Below are 20,906 nucleotides of genomic sequence, written 5' to 3'. Positions count from 1 at the left end.
TTTACAGATTATAATATATCCTCTCTTAATAAATAAGCGCTCACCGAAGACCTCTCAATCAGGAAATTTAAGATTTGCAGAACTCTATTTTTAATTTTCATATTCTTCCTGATTTTCATACGATTGAGGTAAATGTGTTTTCGTATGATTATCTCCATGTAATAAACCGTATTGGTTTCCAAATTCTTGTAAGTCCGCATTGCCAATAAATCGCTGATCCATATAATACCGTCATCAATAAAATCACTTCCAATTTCATTTAATAGCTTTACAGTTGAATATAAAACGGCAGGATGATCACCATTTGTGGAAATTATTTTGCTGTAAAAAAGCTTTTCTTTACTTTTTAAACTGTGCCATTTCTTTGCCGTCGAGGACCAGTACGGCCATGCTAACAAATAAGAATGCACAATTTCGTTTTCATAGTGAAAGTGTTTGTCCGAATCAAATAGTTTTGAAAAAGAAGGGAATAGGTTATTCCAAATTACCCAAAATTGATCATACTTTGCTAATTGGTCTTCAGCCGAAATAATCTCTACCAATAGTGAATTGACTTCTCTTGAATTAGTGAAGTTTTCGATTAAAGGCTGCAGGTATGTATCGATTTCTGATAATTCTCGATGTAATATGAATTTAGCATATCGTTTATAAAATCTTCTGTTTTGTCTGTAGTCCGCATCCCTGTTTCTTTGCTCAGGCAAAAACTCCGCAAAAAGAATCGGAAGAACTGATTTTACTAACGATAAATGTTGTACGCTTTTTGTGTCGAATGGTATTATTTTAAAAGCAGTTTCCAGGATTGTAGCTGAAATATTTTTTAAATCTATTGAACCAAAATCGGAGCTTTTACTAAGGTATTTCTCCAATTCCTTTTTGTATTTATTTGCAAACTGTTCTCTCACAGCATCGCCTGAATTTTGATCGTATAAACTTCTGTTTTTCTTCCTGTAATCTTGCTTCACTTTTTCATATAACGGTGCAAATTTTAAATAACCAATTAAAATATCATTTGATAACTCCAGAGAAAACGACCAAAGCTTTCGATACATTGCTTCAATTGCATAATCACAAACACGTTTATATTCCCCAAGTGGATAGTTGTCAAATAAGATAAATAATAGAATTAATTTTATTTGAGGAATCTCTTCGGGAAATTTTTCCATAAGGTAAGGGAGGGCGTTAACGGCAACTTCCACACCGTCTGAGATTTGATATCCATAGTTCTCTTGAAGTGGAAGAGTAGCATATCCAAGGACGTATTCCTTACAGAAAGATTTTTGTTCGTCATTTAACTCAGAAAAATAAAAACGTATTAATGCCGCACAAGTATATGAAGGGATAGCACTGTTAAAAGAAGGATAACTGTCTTCATTTGGATTATTAAGCATTTTTATGACTTCTTTAGTTTCGTCAAAAATCAACTGTGGGTTATTTTCGTATTGTGGATAATCACCATATTTACGCTCATGATTGAACTTGTTCTCTGACCAAAATTTAAGCGCACTGAAACGAGTCATATTAAAATTCTCGCTTAATTTTTCCTGTCTGTGCTCTTCTAATTCAGGTTCGATTGTAGGATTAAAATCAATCAAAATTTTATCTTCCTTCTGAGTAACAATTGGATTCATATTTCTACGATCTATACGGGCCAAAAAAAGCTTAAATACCTTGTACTTTTCCTTCTTTTGATCTACAGATTCTAATTTCAGTTTTGCATCATCAATTGTATTATATATTTGTTGTTGCCTTGTTTCAACCTCATCATCAGTTACGTCACTATTTTTAAAAAATTGATAATTAACTACTAAATTTTCGAGTGAAAGCTGTCTATGTTTGTCTTCGCAGGTTTGAATTCTTTCATCTTCGAAAATTTTTGATTCGTAGTTCATGCCATAACCTATCGAATATAATCCTTTACATTGGTGCTCACTGTGTAACCTATAATTGTCGTAATGATATAAATCTAAAGTTTTAAATAAAATCGATGCTATCTTGAAAAACTTATCAGGATTTGCAAGTACTATACTGGCTACAACCGCTGTTATTGAGATCGAATCAGATTTTTTAAGCAAGTATAATAACCATGACTCCATTATTACTGGATCAGTATTTTTTGCTCGTTCAAGTAAATCTTTTTCCAAAGCCATGTGCATCGACTGTAAAATATAAGGTGTAACCGGTGAGCTAACACCACGAAACATTTGATATAGCGCATGGCTGGCAAATTGTTTTTTTGTGAGTTCTGGTGTAATATACAATTCGATCTCATTAATTGAGTCAAGATCAAAATCAGCATCTGCGTATATGCTAACACACTTATTGGTAAACTCCAATATAAAATCTATCGCTTCGCTAAAAGAAGATCGGAGCAAGAGAAAAGTTGGTGTCTGCAGTGCGCTTGCCGGCGCGAAATTATGTTTTACTGAACTACTTAGGCCGTAGTGTTGCTCAGTACCAAAATCTGAACGATACGGGTCTGATCTTTTTTTACCTTTAAACCAAAAAAGGTCAGCTATTTTTATTACTACCTCCGGCAAAGCAACTATAACCGAAAGGTTTTCTGTCGGGGACTTTAGGATTGACAGACAAAGGTCGTGATATGCATCGTTGTTCTTAGTCCACTTATTTTTTATAACTTCATTAAATATTAACTGGAGTTCGTCCTTTAGCTCGAGAGCGGCATTAAGAATAATTTTTATAAGTCTTTCTTCGCTTTTATTACTAGATCTAATTTCCTTGTTAAACTGCATTTCCTTATAAAAGTGTAGTGCAATAAGTCCAATTGTTCGTGTAGTTTCACCTCGTTTGTTTTTCTCAGTCCAATCCTGATATAACGGAATAAAAATTGGTAGGTCATCATGTGAAAAAGAGCCAATCTTACCATACATCAAATCAATCGTATTTTTCCATCCGTTACCTTTAGGTTTGGTAAAAATAAATCCCAAATCGATTTGGTTCTTTTCGCCAAGCAGTTTGTATATCATATCATCAACCTCTTTACAGGCTATGCGCAACAGAAAACTTATTTTCTTTAGAATCAACTTGTAATTATCCAGAATGAAACTTTCATATTCCTGGAAAAATTCTGAAGAATAGTCCGACAACAAAATGGAGATTATTACTTCATCGTTCCAAAATGCTTCGTTTGTTTTTGAAAAGAAAACATGATTGAAAAGTGGCTTAATATCTGTCAAATTGGTTCGAAGTTTCATAGAAAGCCATTTTCGGAAGGCACGTCTTATTGGTAACGAGGTCCCAATCTCTATGAAAAAATTAACATAGTCTGCGGAATTTAAAAAGGTTCTTTCGATATAAATATCCAATGCCCACTCTTCATAAATATCATGGGTTATGAAGTAACCTCCCGATGCGGTATCTAAACTAATAATTTCATCTTTTTCAAGTAATCTAAGAGCTTCTGGCGAACAGTGATTTTTTGGTATAACGAAAAAATTACCTGAACTTGACCTTAATTTTGCAATTTCTAAAAAGCAATTTTCTCGCTCTAAGTAAAGGTTATTAATAGTATAAGAGGAGTTCTGGATTTTTCTCTGCCAAAGTTTTTTTGTAAATTGGCCTGAGTTTACAACCTCTTTTCGATCCGTATAATTCTGTAGATATTCATCTAAATAAAATAGATTCGTAAGTAGTGTTAATAACGATTCGTCTGTTGGAAGTTCAAAATTGTGTTCTTCTGCTAAGGCTTTTAATTCGGGAAGAGTCAATTTCGTGATCGCTAAATGTTCATACCCCAGGCGATAAATCTCAATAAACTGAAATTTTAAGTCGTCGAGATAAATTGGGCGAGTGGTAAATATTATTTTCCATGAATTCTGCAATAATGCGGACACCAGTTCCTTAAAAGGCTCCTGATTTTGCAGTTCTGCTAAATTTTCTGCTGAATCAATTACGATAATTTTTTCTTTTTCGTCTTTGTGAATTTCAAGAAAATCTTTTAAATTATAATTACCATACCTTTTAAAAAAATGATTTATGTCGGTAACATTGAACTCTGTTGCTTTGAACGTATAAAAAGGGATCAGGTTCTTTACACGCTGGAAATAGTTCTTTATCATACCAGTTTTACCACAACCACCTTCTCCACTAATGATCATGATTTTTGATTTAGCTGAAGACTGAATATTGTCCAAAAATGCGGTTCTATTAACTTTGATGTTTTTGTCTACAAACGCAATACAATCCTGAATTGGGAATAACAAATTAGCAGTATGTTCAGTAATGGAGTTTATAAAATCAATTGTATCTTTGCCAAGATTGAAGAAGTATTGTGCAAGGTATTGGTTTTGCGGTTGCGCTAATTGTATCTCAAAATGGCTTGGAACTCGCCATTGGATAGTGATCCCCATTTCAAGAGTTTCTTTTTCAATATCAATTTTGTATTGAGGATTCTTATCGGCTTTTTTACTGCTTTCCGATAACTCTTTATTCGTGTAAAGGTATACAACCTCTAATTCGGGATTTTTTGCCTTAGCTTTTTTTACTGAATCAATTATATCCTGTTTATTTTCAGAAATTTTAGTTTCGTAATATTTTGCCTGAAATCCAGTACACTTTTTATCCTGTATTATTGGTTCTGTTTCAATGCCGGTCTGGTTTTTAAATCTAAAAATTCCAAATGGCCTGCTGAATTCATTGCAGAAAAGTTGGTATGCTAAGTTTTCAAATTCTACAGTTTCTTTCCCATTAAATTTTGCGCGAAAATTATTCCAATTGATTTCAGTCATCTTGATCGTATAGATACAAATTTAAATAAAATGTGTTTATTTAGAAAAAGATAATCCTTAACATATAATTATTTTGTAAACAATTTTGATTGTTTTTATAATATTGAAAACAAGTCAAAACTATCAAAGTGAATTTGTTCCTCACTCGCCGAAGAGTTTCTTTAAATGTGCCCATGCTCAGCAAATATCTCATAACTTTTGCGCTTTTTAATTTATTCTTAAAATCAAAGATTCACTAAGTCAATCCTTTTATGTCGACTTCGTAAGTACCGTTCTCCTAAGTGTTCCTTAAATAGTATGGATACTTCAAATATCTCACAACTTTGCGCCACAATACTGGGATGCTTATAACGAGAATGATGTTTACTCAAAAAGACGGGAGCCTTTTGTTATGCTAACGAGTTTTAAGAACTTTTAAAAAAACTGCAGGGACTTTGCGGAGTGGGAACATAGACGTTAAGGAATTCCTTGATTATGTTTTTGCTGAGTTTGACGAGAAATCAAGAAATAGCTGATTTACATAAGTGCGAAACTGCAATTTTTTGTGGGGCAGGAATATCCTACCATTCGGGATTGCCATTAGTGAACCAACTAATTGGAAAAATACTTGCAAAATGTGATATAGATGAGCACAGGGTAAATGTGTTTTTAGATTCTGATTTACCTGCTGCCAATAGCTTGGCGAGATTGCGAATTTTGTAGTAAATTCACGTTTTCGTTTCGTAATAAATTTTTAATTTAACAGAAAATAAACGGTTCCGAAGCTCGCAACCTCGCTGAGCGCCGGGACATTAACTGCCATAGAAGCTCAAAAATCAAATTAACTTCTATTTTCTGTGCTTACCATAATGATTTTTAGTGCTACTATTTTTATAACTACCGCCTTTATGTGAACTCCCTTTTCCTCTTGAGTAATGTCCGCCATGACTTGAAGAATGTTTACTTCCCGAATATTTTTTTCTTTGAGCGGATAAATCTAAAGATGAAATCAATAACATAATACTAAATAAAAATGCTAAAATCGATTTTGTATTTTTCATAATCTTCTAATTATTTAATAATTTTATCCAAACTACTAATATTTAATATTTTAAAATTATTTCTTCGATAAAAAGCCTAAAATCCCGATAAATAGCATTAATAAAAAAATTAAAGAAACGGCAGTTAACAGGCTTGGCTAGATTGCGAATTTTGTGGTAAATTCATGTTTGCGTTTCGCAATAAATTTTTAATTTAACAAAAAATAAACGGTTCCGAAGCTCGCAACTGCTATTAGCCATTATGTATAGTATTGCGAAAATAAAATATTTCTCAATTAAAATTGACATTTTTATCAATAAATGCAGGCGCACATGGAACGGAATTGCGTTCTTTACCTAAATTCAGACTTTTTTTATAAAAAAAATTAAGTTAAGATCCCTTAAACCATTAACGAAATACTATAGTAAGCAATAGCTATTTAATCAGTTATCATTTAATTTTTAGTATATTCGCACAGTAGGCTAATTTACATACAACACGTTAGACTAATTTTAATATCAAATAATATTACATTACTTGTATTTACAATATCTAATATCCCAATCAGAAAATCAATTAGCTTTTATTACCGCAAACACAAAATGATGAGGCAATGAGTAAAATAATCGCCACAATTATGCGGTAATACTCCTCTGGTACCCGTTTACAGCGAGTACCAACTTACTTTTGAAAACGATATAAAGCGTTTGCAACGCGGCTTATGTACCTCCTGACTTCGCATAATAAAAACTAATCCTCCTTTTTAAACAATACAAACAGTTTAATAGCTTTTTAGGCCTATCTTATACAAAATTCAAGCTCTTTCAACATTGAACTTTAAACGATTACTTATCAAACAAATCATTCTTAATCCCTAAAGTATTTGATTAATGTCTATGAGAATTTTTATTTACAAGACACTGAAAAACAACTTACTATTTTCTAATAATAGGCCGAATAGTATTGATTCAAAAGATTTATTTTGCATGAATTTTCAATAAAAATAGTCACAAATAAATATTATTTAGTAACTTTGCGTTATGAATAAGCTACAGGAACTAAAAAAACATTTAAAACGAGGAAAAGTATACCGTAGAGCTGATTTGTCCAAATGGTCCAAATCGGTAGACCGCCACCTTGACGAGCTTGTAAAGGAAGGTACTTTACAGAAGCTCTCACAAGGGCTTTACTCCTATCCTGAATTAACCGCTTTTGGAGCAGCACCTCCGGAAGAGGAAGTTTTAGTGCGCACGTTTCTTAAAGACAAACGTTTTTTAGTAACTTCATTTAACGCTTATAATGCATTGGGCGTAGGAACCACTCAACTTTACAACCGTAAAATAGTATACAACCACAAGCGACACGGCGATTTCAACCTTGGGGGAAAAACATATTCTTTCAGGGTAAAACCACATTTCCCACTTAAAGCCACAACCGATTTTTTACTGGTAGACCTGCTTAACAATCTTGACCAGCTTGCAGAAGACCCTAAAGAAGTCCTCGAAAAAGTACGATTAAAGGTTGCTGCCATGAATACAAAAAAACTAAAATATTCGCTCAGAGAATATGGGAGCACCAGAGCTAAAAAACGGTTAGAATCAATCTTACTGGCGTAATATGTCCGATTACCTTCATAACCATAAAGACTTCTCAGCACTCTTACGTATTGTAGGACAGGAAATGAATATTGAACCAATCCTAGTCGAAAAAGATTACTGGATAATGCATGTTTTATATGGCCTTAAACAACTGGGGTTCAATTTTGAACTCAAAGGAGGAACATCACTTTCTAAAGGCTACAAAATAATTAAGCGATTTTCTGAAGACATTGACATCCACATCACCCCTCCAGCAGAAATGGGGATAAATGAAAATCCAAAAAACAACAAACCAAGAAATATTGAAGCAAGAAAAAAATTTTATAATTGGCTTGCTGATACTATAAAAATGAATGGGATAAGTTCAACAGAAAGAGATACAGATTTTGATGATACCGAAGCATACCGAAGTGGAGGTATTAGGCTATATTACAACAGCTACACTGAACCAATGAAGGGAATAAAAGAAGGCATTCTTCTAGAAGCTGGTTTTGATAAAGTAACGCCAAACAATACAATCAACATTTCTTCATGGGCATACGACAAGGCTGTTCAACAAAAAGTTGATGTCATCGACAATCGGGCAATAGAAATTATTTGTTACCATCCTGGTTATACTTTTGTAGAAAAATTACAAACGATTGCTACAAAATTCAGACAGGAGCAGCAATCGGGAGAAGAACGTCAAAACTTAATGCGTCAGTATTATGATGTATTTAGTCTTTTGAAAAACGAAAAAGTACAGGGATTTATCGGAACAGATGAATACAAAGCACACAAAATTGAACGATTTCCAAAAGTAGACTATAACTTACCTATTGTAGAAAATGAGGCATTCTTATTAACTGATGAGGAACTTAGAAATAGATTTAGGTCGCGATATGAAAAAACAGCGGCTCTTTATTATAATGGCCAACCAAATTTTGACGAAATGCTGGCTGAAATTAGTAAATGGGTTGGAAAACTATAATACATCAACCTGATGGCTCCCAGAAATTAATAAACCACAATGGGACTTTTATTATTTCATGACAAAGAAAAATATAAAACACACCTCAGCAGCTTTAGGACTCATTTTTACAGCCTATAATCTCAAGAGAATTTTCAACTTAATTAATCAAAATGAGTTAAAACAATACCTAAGAAGTATTTGTCTTCTTTCATAGCTGTTTTAAAGGGTGTCTTTTGCTTAAAATTATTCCTTCTGGCTCGTTTACAACGAGTATCTACCTACTTTGAAAAGCATATAAGGTGTTTACAGCGAGGCTTATTTACTTCAGTTTAGGTATTGCTACGGATTAAGTATTGCCATCAAAAGCGACTATACTTTTCAATAAGCTGTATAGGCATCGTATCTCATCCTAGACTACTGTTTTAGTTAAATTATCACTATGCAATTCGGGAATTTCACTATTCAATTCGGGAATCAAACACTACATAATTTGCACCGAATACAATCACCCAATAGATTTGTTTCTGATTCAATCAAGAATACTAAATCTAAAAAACCTGCAATGAAATTATTTTCTCAATCCCTCCAGTCGGAATTAGACCGCCAATTAGAATTGATACCTGTAGAATGTACACATACAGTTCATTATTACGAAGAGGCCATAAAAATCATGATTGCGGGTTTAGAAAAACTAAAAACATATTGCCTAAAATACAAATTCCAAGATAAAACTGAGGAAATTGAATTTTTCCGGAATATCAAACCTACGTTTGCGGCGAAGCTCATTTATTACAATGAAATCTATACTATTGAAACCAACAAACCCTACGGTTCTAAAAAAACACTTCGTAAATACTACAACACTGAAATATTAAAATTAAAAACATTCTTCGAAGAAAATCAGGAATTTTACCGCTACCACCGTACAAATAATCGATGCCTTGACAAAAAGTATTTTGTAAGAGGTAAATATGACATTAAACTCACACTGGATAGTTTTTACTTTCAGGCAGATCCTCGTTTTTCTACTTCACATGACTACAAATTGGCAAAAATTCTGGCCAACGATTTAATTAAAACCTACTTGGAAGCAGAAATTGTAAAATTAGAAAATAATGCAGAGAAAGTGCATCCCTCTCCCCTTTCATCAAAAAACCAAAAATGGACCGGCTCAAAAGTGGAGCTTATTGAATTAATTTATGCACTTCATACAGAAGGAGTTCTCAATAATGGGACATCAGGACTCAAAGAAATCACAAGCTTCTTCGAATCCGCTTTGGATATTGATTTAGGGCAATTCCACCGCGTCTTTCTCGAAATCCGAAACAGAAAAACGGAAAGAACTAAATTCCTGAACACCCTCAAAAACAAACTCATCACCCGCATGGACGAAGCAGATGAAAATTAAAATCAAAGCTTCTTCTAAGTTTTTACACCCGCCCTACTATTTTTATCTCTAAAATCACCAGTTTAGATCCGCCCTTAAATTAAAAACGTAAAAAAAAAATGAAAAAACGGAGTGGCAGCAGTCCACGAGTTGAGCCTGAAAGGCGAACGGCTCGGGCTGCGGAACAAAGTTTTGAGGTAGTTTTTAAGTTTTGAATTTTCAGGCAGTGAAATCGAAGATTCATGAATACAAAAAAAATATTAACCCATGAATAATTTTTTGTTTCTTTTTTGATCAAGCAAAAAAGAAAAGAATAACTTCAAGAAACCACTCGCCATTCAGTACCCTTAAACCCGCACTTAAATTAAAAGAGTCAAATGCAAAAAAAGCTGCCCAATCTGGACAGCCCTATAAACCTACTTATCTAAAAATAAATTTTCTATTACAAATCAACAGCTAATACTTTTTTGATGAACTTACTTCTCTAAAAAGTATAGTCCAATCAGGATCTTTATTCTTTGGAGGTGTTATAGACTCCTCATAAGTTTCATAGCGAACAACAGATGAATTCGTTAGAATAACCTCTTTATCATTTTCCGTAAATGTCTTATTTATCAAAATACTCGCTTCATAAGCGACTATAAAATCATATAGAACTTCATAGTGTTCTTCCGTTTTTGAAAGAAACAGCAAGGAATTAAGAAACCGACTAAAACTTAATTTTGCTTCTACTGTTGCATCCCAATTAGCAATTATTTCAGACAGACTATCCGAAAGAATAGGCGATACTTTGCCTGATGATAAAGAATTGGTATCACTACTCTTCACGCTCCTAATTACGCTACCTTTTTTTAGACTTTGAATAATATTATAAGACTTTTGGTTATAAAGTACTTGTCCTGCATCATCAAAGGGATTAGCGCTGTTGGCTGGGATTTCTACTCTACTTTTAGAATTATTAGTAGCATTAAGTTTCGCCTTTTCAAAACTAGTGGGTATCTTCTCAATACTTAATTCGGTATCTGTACTACAAGACTGCAGGATAAGCGAAATGGAATAACACATTAAAAGGACTAGGAATAAAAATATTTTTTTCATTGTTATAAATGTTTTAAATGTTACTGATTACTTTTTTCATCAGTTCTTTTCACCCGGGTAATGGGAACAGTGGCGATTTTGCTCATAACAAAACCAATTGAATTCAGGACAAAACTAAATGTGTAGTCCGTAACACACAACGCAACTACTGTTCAATTCGGGAATTTAATAGGTGTAATTCCCGAATTGACAACAGTCAATTCACAAACAATTCATACATAAACAACAACTTAACTTTCAAAAAATACATTTAGGGTCTCTCAGGGCAATTATCTTAATTATTGAAGTTTTATAGCTACATTTATTCCTGATAAATACAGACCTAATTGCTTTATTTTGTTTTTAAAACGCTATAATCCCCATTTCAGAACATGAAAAAAAACTACTTAATCCTACTATTACTTTGTTCTTTTATCAGCTTAAAAGCTCAAAAAAAATTTATAATTCCAGATAGTCTCTCAAATAAAGATTGTAACTACTTCAATGAAAAAATAAATTATAAGGAAAGTGATAGTTTAAAAGAACGCTTATATGCACAATCCTGGTTAGCTAAAGCTAAATCCGAAAGAAACGATACGCAAATGGCTCTTGCCTATAAATCCTTAATCTATAAATTCGATAAAAAACTCCGACACTTATATGCTGACAGTTCGGTTACTGCTGCTAAAAGAACAAACAGTGCTGAATTGATTGGATCCGCGTACATGACAAAAGGAATAGTGTTTTATGATCGTAAAGAGATGATGAAAGCACTGGATAATTACCTCATCGCCGAGGATTATATTTCCAAAACAAACGACGATTATCTTATTTATAAATTAAAATACTGCAAAGCACTGACTAAATATTATCTTGGATTTTATCACGAAGCAATAGCTTTATTCAAAGAGTGCGTTACTTATTTTAAAGAGCAAAATGATCACGCCTTTGTCAATTCATTATATTCATTAGGTCAATGCTATAGCAGAGTTAATAAATACCAATTAAGCAGTCAAATAAATCAAATAGGAATAAAAGCGGCAATTCAATTTGAAATTTTCAGAATGAAATCATACTTTCTATTTTCTGAAGGTGTAAACCAATCTTTTAAACACAACTATGTCGACGCTATAAAAAAATTATCATTGGCATTACCAGATCTTAAGAGTAATAAAGATTTTGCCAATGAAACTCTTGCTTATTTTTATATTGGTAAAAATTATTGGTCTCAAAATCAAAAAGAAAAAGCGGTAGTCTATTTCAAAAAAGTAGATCTAATTTTCCAACAACAAAACTATATAAGTCCAGAATTAAGGGAGGCATATGAATTGCTAATTGATTATTCTCTAATTAAAAATGATAAAAAAGCACATTTACTTTACGTAGATCAACTCTTAAAAATCGACCAATTATTAGAATACAATTACAAATACCTTTCAGGAAAAATAACTAAAGTATACGATACGGAAAAACTACTGCAAACGCAACGTAACTTAGAAAACTCCAATAATTCCATAACTATTATTGGCATTAGTACCACAGCAGTCTTGATGTCAATAATTTCATTCCTTGTTTACAGACATTTTAGATCTAAAAAATTATTCCAAGAGCTGATGAATCGAAAACCCGAAACGATCCAATCAATGGCTTCAAACAATACCAGTAAAGAAACCGAACTTGATATAAACCCGGAAGTAATTACTGCAATTCTAAAAAATCTGGAAAAATTTGAGCGAAATAAAAAATACCTCGAAAAAGACATGACTTTAGCAAAAATGGCTTCTTTATTAAATACAAATACCAAATATGCTTCAAAAATAATTACAAAATACCGTAACAAAGGAATCATTGAATATATCACTGATCTTAAAATTGATCATATCATAGAACTCCTTAAAAGTGACAATAAATACCGCATTTACAAAAACAAATCTCTAGCAGACGAAGCTGGCTTTGGTTCTACTCAAAACTTCACAAGAGCATTTAAAACCCGTACAGGCATATCCCCTAGCTATTTCTGTACGGAATTAAACAAATCAGTAGCAGTAAACACTTAAAAATATTTTTGTTGTTGTGATTCTTATACACTCAAAAAACACTAGAAAAAATCAGCTCTGCTATCTCATATAACCTGTTGGGTATTATTATTCAAAACGTCAGTTCGAGGTATCAATTCTATTCCAAAAAAAGCAATATAAAATAACATTTAAGATTTTGAATCTGTTTAGCAAAATCGCTAATATTTACCAGAACCAAACGTCATTAACATCCGCAGTCGAGTGTCAAATGTTTGAAGAATGCGTAAAAAGAAAAGCTGTTTGATCCACCGCGGCGGAGAGTGCTGCCTCTTTTAGCACTCGAAAACTAATTTGACCGACGAGGGTGTGCAGACTTGAAATCGAAGATTCATGAATACCAAAAAACAATAATAAACCATGAATATTTTTTTGTTTCTTTTTTGATCAAGCAAAAAAGAAAATTATAATTACTGGAAACCAAAATATCTTATCTTTAAAAAACGTGATTGGTAGTTTTTTTTGTGAAGTAAAACGTAGCCAAAAATGTATCGAGAACCGTTTTTAATTCAAAATTATCTTGGTCCCGAAAAAATTTTCCACCAAAAAAATCACTCAAACTGACTACTTACTACTCGTAAAAACGCCCTTATATTTTTAGACTAAAAAATCACAGTAAGAATTTAAGCGTTGGCCGTAGAGAGTGATCCCGGAGTCGAGTGTGAAACACGAGCGGCTGAGGTCGCGATAGGGAAAATTTGTCCGATGCTTTTTGGTATAAAAATATTCAGGATTGAAATCGAAGATTCATGAATACCAAAAAACAATATTAACTCATGAATATTTTTTGTTTCCGTCCTCCTGAGCGCAGTCGAAGGATGCATCAAGGCAAAAGAAAAAATTTAATAAAACCCAAATAGTTATTTTATTAAAAAAAGTCAATAACCACAGACAATTCAAAATATAAACTCATTTTTTCCTTCACAACTTGTGAACCCTTGTGAAATAAAAACAATCAAAACCTACACTTTTGCACTATAACAACTTAAAACACAAGTTATGGCAATCGAAATCCTTACAAAAGAAGACCTAAATCAATTTCACAAATCTCTTTTAGAAGATATTAAAGAAATACTCAAAGGCAAGAACCAGCAGGCCAAAAAGTGGCTAAAATCTACAGAAGTCAGAAAGCTTCTTAACATCTCTCCAGGTACGCTACAAAACCTCCGTATCAATGGAACCTTAACATACACCAAAATTGGTGGGATTGTGTACTACGATCATTCTGACATTGAAAAAGTACTAAACGGCAATAAAGTAAATGCGCTACCCAAGCTCTTCAAATAGTGGTAGCGCAAAGAACAAGGAAATCTCATGATATAAGTAAAAGTCTTAATACTTAATGCTCCAATCTTAATACCTCAATATGAACTACATAAAACACCTAACAGGATTTTTTGAAAAAGTAGCTGTAGATAAAGCACTCAATCCAACACACGTAAGTTTGTACATGTCGTTATTTCAATTCTGGAATTGCAACCGATTCAAAAATCCAATCAGCATTTCTCGCGATGAATTAATGAGAATTAGCAAAATCAGTTCAAAAGCGACCTACCATAAATGCCTTAAAAATTTACATTCATTGGGCTATATAAACTATGAACCATCATACAATCCATTCAAAGGAAGCCACGTCTACCTCTTCAATTTCTCAGACGATTTAAAACCAATCCCAAAAAGCGAAAAAATAACAGTACCAAAAAATGAACCCATTTTTGAACTAGTCGATGAACAAGCTGTGAACAAGTCCTGTACTAGTAGTGGGACTGCCACTGAACAAGCACTGGTATCTTATATAAACAATACAAACATACCAAACATTTCAAACGATTTAAAGAGTGTAAACTTGGACGAGCAAGCACAAAATTTTCAAATTGACAATTTATTCACAAAAGAAAAAATAGAAGAAGAAAAAAAGTTGCGCGAAAAAAAGAAAATGGATCTTGTCACTTCGAACGTGTCATCCCGAGCGCAGTCGAGGGACGAGATGCCAAAAATCGAAGATGTCAAAACCTATTTCGTCGAAAACAATTTTCAGGAAATCGAAGCCAATAAGTTTTTTAATTATTTCTCAAGCAACGGTTGGCTCGTTGGTGGAAAAACACCCATGATTGATTGGCAAGCTGCAGCACAAAACTGGATATTAAACGCGCCTAATTTCAAACACAATACTGAAACAGCACCATTAAACCGATCAAGGCAACTCAACACCGGAACAGACAAAGACTATTCAGAACCACTTTAACCTGAACTTGTTTCAGGTTCTTTGAATTGTCATCCCGAGCGCAGTCGAGGGACAGGTTCTAAACTCATTTAAGTAACTCTAGCGAACCTTGCGTAAACCTTTGCGCTCTTTACGGTTAAAAAAACACTATGGAAACAGAAATAAAAACCCATTACAACTATTCAGAAATAATCCTTTGGCTAGAAAAAAAGGGCGTTGAATTATACGGAAATCATTTCAAAATCTTAGAAACCGACCATCCCATAATTTACAAACTCATTGCCTATTTCCTTAAGGACGAGCAAACTTGTTTCCAATTAAACATAAACCTCAACAAGGGAATTATGCTAAGTGGCCCAGTGGGTTGTGGTAAAACTTCTTTGATGAATATCATGAAACACCTCACTCCTATCGAACACAAATTTTCAGTGAAACCCTGCCGAGACATCAGCTTCGAATTCATCCAGGATGGCTATGAGATTATCCATAAATACAGTAAAGATTTGAGATTAAGAGGTGGACAGCCAGTGGCTGTCAGGTATTGTTTCGATGACCTAGGCATAGAAAATAATCTTAAATACTTTGGCAACGAATGCAACGTCATGGCGGAAATCCTATTATCGCGCTACGATTTATTCACTTCCAAAAAACTACAAACCCACATCACCACCAACCTATCGGCCTCCGAAATTGAACAAACGTATGGCAACCGGGTTCGCTCTCGAATGAGGCAAATGCTGAACCTTATCGCTTTTGAAAAAACCGCTAAAGACAAAAGATAATCAACAAATAAAAAAATAAAAAAACTTTGTGAACATTGCGCCTCCTTTGCGGTTAAAAAAATCAGCATCATTAACACCCCTAACACATAAATAAACTTTGCGAACCTTACGCCTCCTTTCCGCTCTTTGCGGTTAAATAAAAACCATTATGAAAAAAATTAACACCTTCTGGAACTGGTTCCAAGACAACAACCAAACCATCAAAAACCTCATCAACGAAACCCCTGAAAACCAAAAACATATCGCATTTTGGATTAACAAAAACTTAAGCTACTACTGCAGAGAAATCGACTTTATAATTGTCTTTCCAAAAAAAGAAAATAGCAAAGCAGAATTCATTGTTACAGCAAATGGAAGTTCTAACTATTTCCAACAAGTTACTCTTTTAATCGACAATGCCCCACGACTGAGAACCTGGAACTTCACAGCCTTTATTCAACCAACAAATGAAATAGATAAATTGATGAAAGGCTTAGGCGAGCATTACATTTTACAAGACATTACTTTAAAAATTAGTGAACTAAAATTCAAACCAATTCTGTACAATGAAAACATTGTGAAATTGGATATTATGATCTTTCTCAAAAACTACAACCTATTTTGTGATACTAAAACATTGGAACAAGCTATCTATGTTATTTTACAAGAGTTACTGTGTGAAAAAGTACTAAGTCAAAAAATTACTTTAGTCCAGTTAGCACAAACGACAAATAAGGAAGAGGATTTAGTTCAGTTGTATGAATTACAATGGTATTTAGAGGCTCTTTAAAAATAAAAAAAGTATTAAAAGTGGGCATTGAATTTCATCATAAGCGCTGTTTATTTACCATCAATCAACAAAAAAATTACAAGTTGATGCAAAACAAATTAAAAAAACCTCCACATCAAATATTTATTTTAATCAAATGAGGAAAACCGTAAAGTAAAAATTATTTATACAAGTATGTTTACAAAAAAGTTCCTGTTTAAACTAGAAAACAAAATTTCATCATGAATAATCGATGCTTTTTTAATTTTATTTAACAAACCACCATAATTTATACCAAAAACAATTTAACCAATAAACCTTAGATATGTTTAATAATATTTTTTCATTTGACGGCAGAATTAGAAGATTAGAATATGGAATCAGTGTAATTATTTTTTATTTGCTATACTTTGTTACAATGTCTTCATCTAGAAATTTTCCCGTCTTACGCCTTGCCTTTATTCCTTTATTATGGTTTTTGTGGGCGCAAGGTGCAAAAAGATGTCATGACGTGGGAAATAATGGTTGGTGGCAAATAATTCCATTTTATGGTTTATGGATGCTTTTTGATGAGGGACAAAATTATTCAAATGACTATGGTGTAAATCCAAAAGCACAAACCAAATTACAATATACTACAGCTAATGCTGAAGTAACAGAAACAGTAACTAGAAGAGTAGTACATGATAACTTCCCTTTAGTTGATAACACTACTAATTTAGAAGTTAGAAATGTCAACTACTCCAATTTACAGGAAGTATTACGACAATTACGAAGTTTAAATTTCGTAAAAAGTTTAAGTTATGAAATTATTACATCAACAGCGAGTATAACTGTGAAGCATGATAATACTAGCCAGTATCTTGTGGATGAATTTATAAAAATAGCTGATGGAATCAATGTACTCGAAGTTACTCAAGGTAATATAATTATTAAAATTAAATAACTGCCATGCATAAAGTTCTCTTTCCCTTAACCCTACTCTTTTGTCTGCTGTTTACAAGTTGCGGAAGTGATTATAGTACTTTTGAAGATAATGCTCAAGAATATTCCAAAAGTGATTCCAAAATAACGTCCTTAGAAATTAATAATTTAATTGCAGAAATTAAACTATTTGCAACGGATAGAAAATTCAAAAAGTTTTTTACTAATGCTAGTTTTGATAAAACCAAACTAATCACATTTTTAGAAAAAAAAGGCTATAAAGTAGATGATCAAAGTCCATCTGTGCCACCAAAAAATTATTTTGTTAATATCTATATCGAAAATTCGGGTAGTATGAATGGCTATGTGAATGGAAATACCCAATTCAAAGGAGCTATTCGAGATTTATTAGTGATGTTAAAATATTATTACGGTGAAAAAAATATAAATATCAATTTTATCAATTCTGATATTTATCCTACCCAATTACATGGAGATATCGTTACATTTTCAAATACCTTAAACACAAAGACATTCAAAATTGGAAATACAGTTGAAAGTAATCTCAATAATATCTTCAATCAGATATTGAATAAAACAGCTAAAGATACCGTGTCAATTCTTTTATCTGATTGTATTTACTCGATCCAAGGAAGTAAGACAGAAGATTTATTAAGTGACCAAAAAAGCCTCACCAAAGATGCTTTTTTAACAAAATTCAAAAGCAAGGAAAGGCTAGCAACTTCTATTATCAAACTGACCTCCGAGTTTAACGGGACTTATTATGATAAAGACAATAGAAAAACGCAACTATCTGGTCAACTAAGACCTTATTATATAATCATAATAGCCACTGATAAAGCAATGACTAATTTTAATGAAAACATTAAATTGGTTAAAGGAAAAGTGGAGGGATTTGAAAATAAATACAATTTAACTTTAAATAATTATTCACAGGGAGTTTATTTTTCTGTTATCAATACAAGCAAAGATTCAGGTAGATTCAAACCGGATAGAGATTTTTCAGATAATGGTGCTATAAAGGGAATTGAAGATGTATCGATTACTGATCGAAATTCCTCTAACTTAATTTTCAGTGTAGCTGTAGACATGAGCTCTATTCCAGTTGAAGAGAGTTATATACGTGATAAAGATAATTACTCTATTAAAAATGCTAATTATAAAATTAAAGGAATTTATCCTTTTACTGAAAAAGGCATAAAACCAAATTCAGTTAATATGTTGGCAAAGGCAAATGCAAAACCAACGCATTACATTGTTTTTGAATCTACAACGCCAAACTTTACTAATCTGAATTTTACATTAAAAAAACAGATTCCTTCATGGGTCTATGAAACAAACAGCAATGATGATAGTAACCTAAGTCAAAACAGTAATAAGACATTTGGAATAAAATATCTCATTGAAGGAATCAATGAAGCTTATGAAACTGAATCCAAAAACAATGACTATTTAGAATTAACAGTAAATATTAAAAAATAACTATATGAATGATTTTTTTGCAACACTATATGAGCAGATCATATATATAAATGGATTTTCAAATGATATGTATGAAGCTAACGCATATATGGATATTGGCCTCATAATGCTAATCACTTCGCTTATTCTAATATTAGTTTATTACTACTTCATTTCAAATTATGGTGTTTTTTATAAAAAAATTTATTGGTTCATCTGGTTGTTAATAATTGGAACCATCAACTTTTTTTCAGGCTATTATATAAGTGAAATCTCAATGCAAAGCTTTTATTATACGTCAACTGCAGGAAGCCCCTATTCGTTTACGGAACATTTTACTTTTTCAATGGTAAATGTGTTATGGGCAATAATTTTTTCTCTTCTATTTTCACTAGTATTAAAATATAAAAGCGTTAGAGCAAGTAAAACACCTTTCTAAAAAATAAAATCATGGCTAAACTATATGTATTTGGAATTGGTGGTACCGGTTCAAGAGTAATAAAATCGCTAGCAATGCTTTTAGCATCAGGCATAGACATCAATAAACATGAAGTTGTTCCTATTATAATTGATCCTGACGAGGCTAATGGAGATGTTACACGTACTATTGAAATCCTAAAAAATTATCAGCAGATCCATGGTAAACTAAGTTTTACTAATGCTGATCAAAATCAGTTTTTTAAAACAAAAATATCTAATGTGAATCAAAATTTCAGATTGGTTTTAAATGATATCAAAAACGACCGATTTAAAGATTACATCCAATATAGTGGTTTGGATGAAAACAACAAAGCCTTAATCAATTTATTGTTTTCAGAAGACAATTTAAATGCAGATATGGAAGTAGGTTTTAAAGGAAACCCTAATATTGGAAGTGTCGTTTTAAATCAATTCAAACAATCCGATGATTTTAAAAATTTCGCATCTACTTTTAGTCAAGAAGACCGCATTTTTATTATTAGTTCCATTTTTGGAGGAACTGGAGCTGCTGGCTTTCCACTATTAGTAAAAAACATTCGTAATGCGGATCACAATTTATCAACCTGGAAATACCTTCAAGATGCTCCTATTGGAGCCGTGACTATGCTACCCTATTTTGGTGTTGCCCCTGATGATGAAAGTAAAATTGACAAGTCTACTTTTATCTCAAAAACAAAAGCAGCATTATCCTATTATGAAAAAAATATTAGTGGCAACAATTCTGTAAACGCGCTTTATTATCTGGGTGATGACATAACAAAAGACTATCCAAATGTGGAAGGAGCAGCAAATCAAAAAAATGATGCGCATTTCCTTGAAATGGCAGCCGCACTTTCAATAATAGATTTTGCAAAAAAAGATGCTACCGAATTAGTCAATATAGATGGTACAGCTGAAAACCCTATCTATCAAGAATTTGGTATTAAATCAAATTCCAATTCTTTAATATTTGAGAACCTTGGAGATTGTACGCAATTACAGTTAAAAAAACCATTAACTCAGTACACTAAATTTTTAGTGTATTTAAGAGACAAGATTGTAGCAAGCACAGATCAAAATTGGGCAAAAAACATGAATATTTCTAATCTCTTAACACAACCATTTTATAGTAATTATTTGAAAAAATTCAATCAGAACTATTTAGAATGGCTAAATGAGATGGCGTACAATCAACGAAGTTTTTCCCCTCTAAATTTGAATGTTAACGACACTAATTTATTTGAAATGGTTAAAGGTGTAAGACCACATATCGGTTGGATGGAATCTGGTGGTAAAAATTATGGTCGATATGATTTTTTACTCTCTAAACACGACAAAGAAATAATAAAGACGGGTTCACCAGAGCAACAATTTATGGACTTGTTTTATAGCACAACTGAATCTTTAGTAAAAGAAAAATATAAATTCTAAGA

General features: G+C 32.5%; 14 protein-coding genes. 11 read left to right on the top strand and 3 right to left on the bottom strand.

Annotation, left to right across the window (positions count from 1 at the left end):
- Positions 1 to 8: 8 nt before the first annotated feature.
- Together avs4 and J3S90_RS09240 are read right to left on the bottom strand one after the other, a co-directional pair.
- Entirely contained in the window at positions 9 to 4,745 is a 4,737-nt protein-coding gene (avs4, locus tag J3S90_RS09245) for an AVAST type 4 anti-phage nuclease Avs4 (protein ID WP_210645956.1), read from the bottom strand.
- 827 nt (positions 4,746 to 5,572) lie between these two features.
- The gene (locus tag J3S90_RS09240) at positions 5,573 to 5,785 is read right to left on the bottom strand and encodes a hypothetical protein (protein ID WP_210645955.1); all 213 of its coding nucleotides are present in this window, start codon (positions 5,783 to 5,785) and stop codon (positions 5,573 to 5,575) included.
- A 1,020-nt stretch (positions 5,786 to 6,805) separates the two neighbouring features.
- Here J3S90_RS09240 and J3S90_RS09235 point away from each other — a divergent pair.
- The 3 genes from J3S90_RS09235 (at position 6,806) to J3S90_RS09225 (ending at position 9,723) form a co-directional block, all read left to right on the top strand.
- Positions 6,806 to 7,381 (top strand): DUF6088 family protein, encoded by a 576-nt coding sequence (locus tag J3S90_RS09235; RefSeq protein ID WP_236023919.1) that lies wholly within the window; start codon positions 6,806 to 6,808, stop codon positions 7,379 to 7,381.
- A gap of 1 nt (position 7,382) precedes the next feature.
- Positions 7,383 to 8,333 carry a nucleotidyl transferase AbiEii/AbiGii toxin family protein gene (locus tag J3S90_RS09230; RefSeq protein WP_210645954.1) on the top strand — a complete coding sequence of 317 codons (951 nt, stop codon included), beginning with the start codon at positions 7,383 to 7,385 and terminating at the stop codon, positions 8,331 to 8,333.
- A gap of 544 nt (positions 8,334 to 8,877) precedes the next feature.
- Positions 8,878 to 9,723, top strand: coding sequence for an RteC domain-containing protein (locus tag J3S90_RS09225; RefSeq protein ID WP_210645953.1), 846 nt, complete (start codon positions 8,878 to 8,880; stop codon positions 9,721 to 9,723).
- A gap of 435 nt (positions 9,724 to 10,158) precedes the next feature.
- Here J3S90_RS09225 and J3S90_RS09220 read toward each other — a convergent pair whose 3' ends face one another.
- Positions 10,159 to 10,800: a hypothetical protein gene (locus tag J3S90_RS09220; RefSeq protein WP_210645952.1), complete on the bottom strand. Its 642-nt coding sequence runs from the start codon at positions 10,798 to 10,800 to the stop codon at positions 10,159 to 10,161.
- A 371-nt stretch (positions 10,801 to 11,171) separates the two neighbouring features.
- Between J3S90_RS09220 and J3S90_RS09215 the strand changes: the two genes are divergently transcribed.
- From J3S90_RS09215 to J3S90_RS09180, 8 genes are all read left to right on the top strand, one after another.
- Positions 11,172 to 12,836 (top strand): helix-turn-helix domain-containing protein, encoded by a 1,665-nt coding sequence (locus J3S90_RS09215; protein WP_210645951.1) that lies wholly within the window; start codon positions 11,172 to 11,174, stop codon positions 12,834 to 12,836.
- A gap of 1,017 nt (positions 12,837 to 13,853) precedes the next feature.
- Positions 13,854 to 14,141, top strand: a complete 288-nt coding sequence (locus tag J3S90_RS09210; protein ID WP_210645950.1) for a helix-turn-helix domain-containing protein — start codon at positions 13,854 to 13,856, stop codon at positions 14,139 to 14,141.
- 79 nt (positions 14,142 to 14,220) lie between these two features.
- Positions 14,221 to 15,099 (top strand): transcriptional regulator, encoded by an 879-nt coding sequence (locus J3S90_RS09205; protein ID WP_210645949.1) that lies wholly within the window; start codon positions 14,221 to 14,223, stop codon positions 15,097 to 15,099.
- 128 nt (positions 15,100 to 15,227) lie between these two features.
- A complete protein-coding gene (locus tag J3S90_RS09200) occupies positions 15,228 to 15,860 on the top strand; it encodes a P-loop NTPase family protein (protein ID WP_210645948.1) in 633 nt (210 codons plus the stop codon).
- Between the two features lie 148 nt (positions 15,861 to 16,008).
- The gene (locus J3S90_RS09195) at positions 16,009 to 16,629 is read left to right on the top strand and encodes a hypothetical protein (protein ID WP_210645947.1); all 621 of its coding nucleotides are present in this window, start codon (positions 16,009 to 16,011) and stop codon (positions 16,627 to 16,629) included.
- A gap of 304 nt (positions 16,630 to 16,933) precedes the next feature.
- Positions 16,934 to 17,554 carry a DUF805 domain-containing protein gene (locus tag J3S90_RS09190; protein WP_210645946.1) on the top strand — a complete coding sequence of 207 codons (621 nt, stop codon included), beginning with the start codon at positions 16,934 to 16,936 and terminating at the stop codon, positions 17,552 to 17,554.
- Positions 17,555 to 17,559: 5 nt separating this feature from the next.
- Complete coding sequence (locus J3S90_RS09185; RefSeq protein ID WP_210645945.1) at positions 17,560 to 19,035, top strand: hypothetical protein; 1,476 nt, start codon at positions 17,560 to 17,562, stop codon at positions 19,033 to 19,035.
- Between the two features lie 429 nt (positions 19,036 to 19,464).
- The gene (locus J3S90_RS09180) at positions 19,465 to 20,904 is read left to right on the top strand and encodes a hypothetical protein (RefSeq protein WP_210645944.1); all 1,440 of its coding nucleotides are present in this window, start codon (positions 19,465 to 19,467) and stop codon (positions 20,902 to 20,904) included.
- Positions 20,905 to 20,906 lie beyond the last annotated feature (2 nt).

The organism is Flavobacterium flabelliforme (assembly GCF_017948675.1).
Lineage (GTDB): Bacteria > Bacteroidota > Bacteroidia > Flavobacteriales > Flavobacteriaceae > Flavobacterium > Flavobacterium pygoscelis.
Note: the sequence above shows the minus strand (reverse complement) of the source record. Positions and strands in the feature narration are given on the sequence as shown.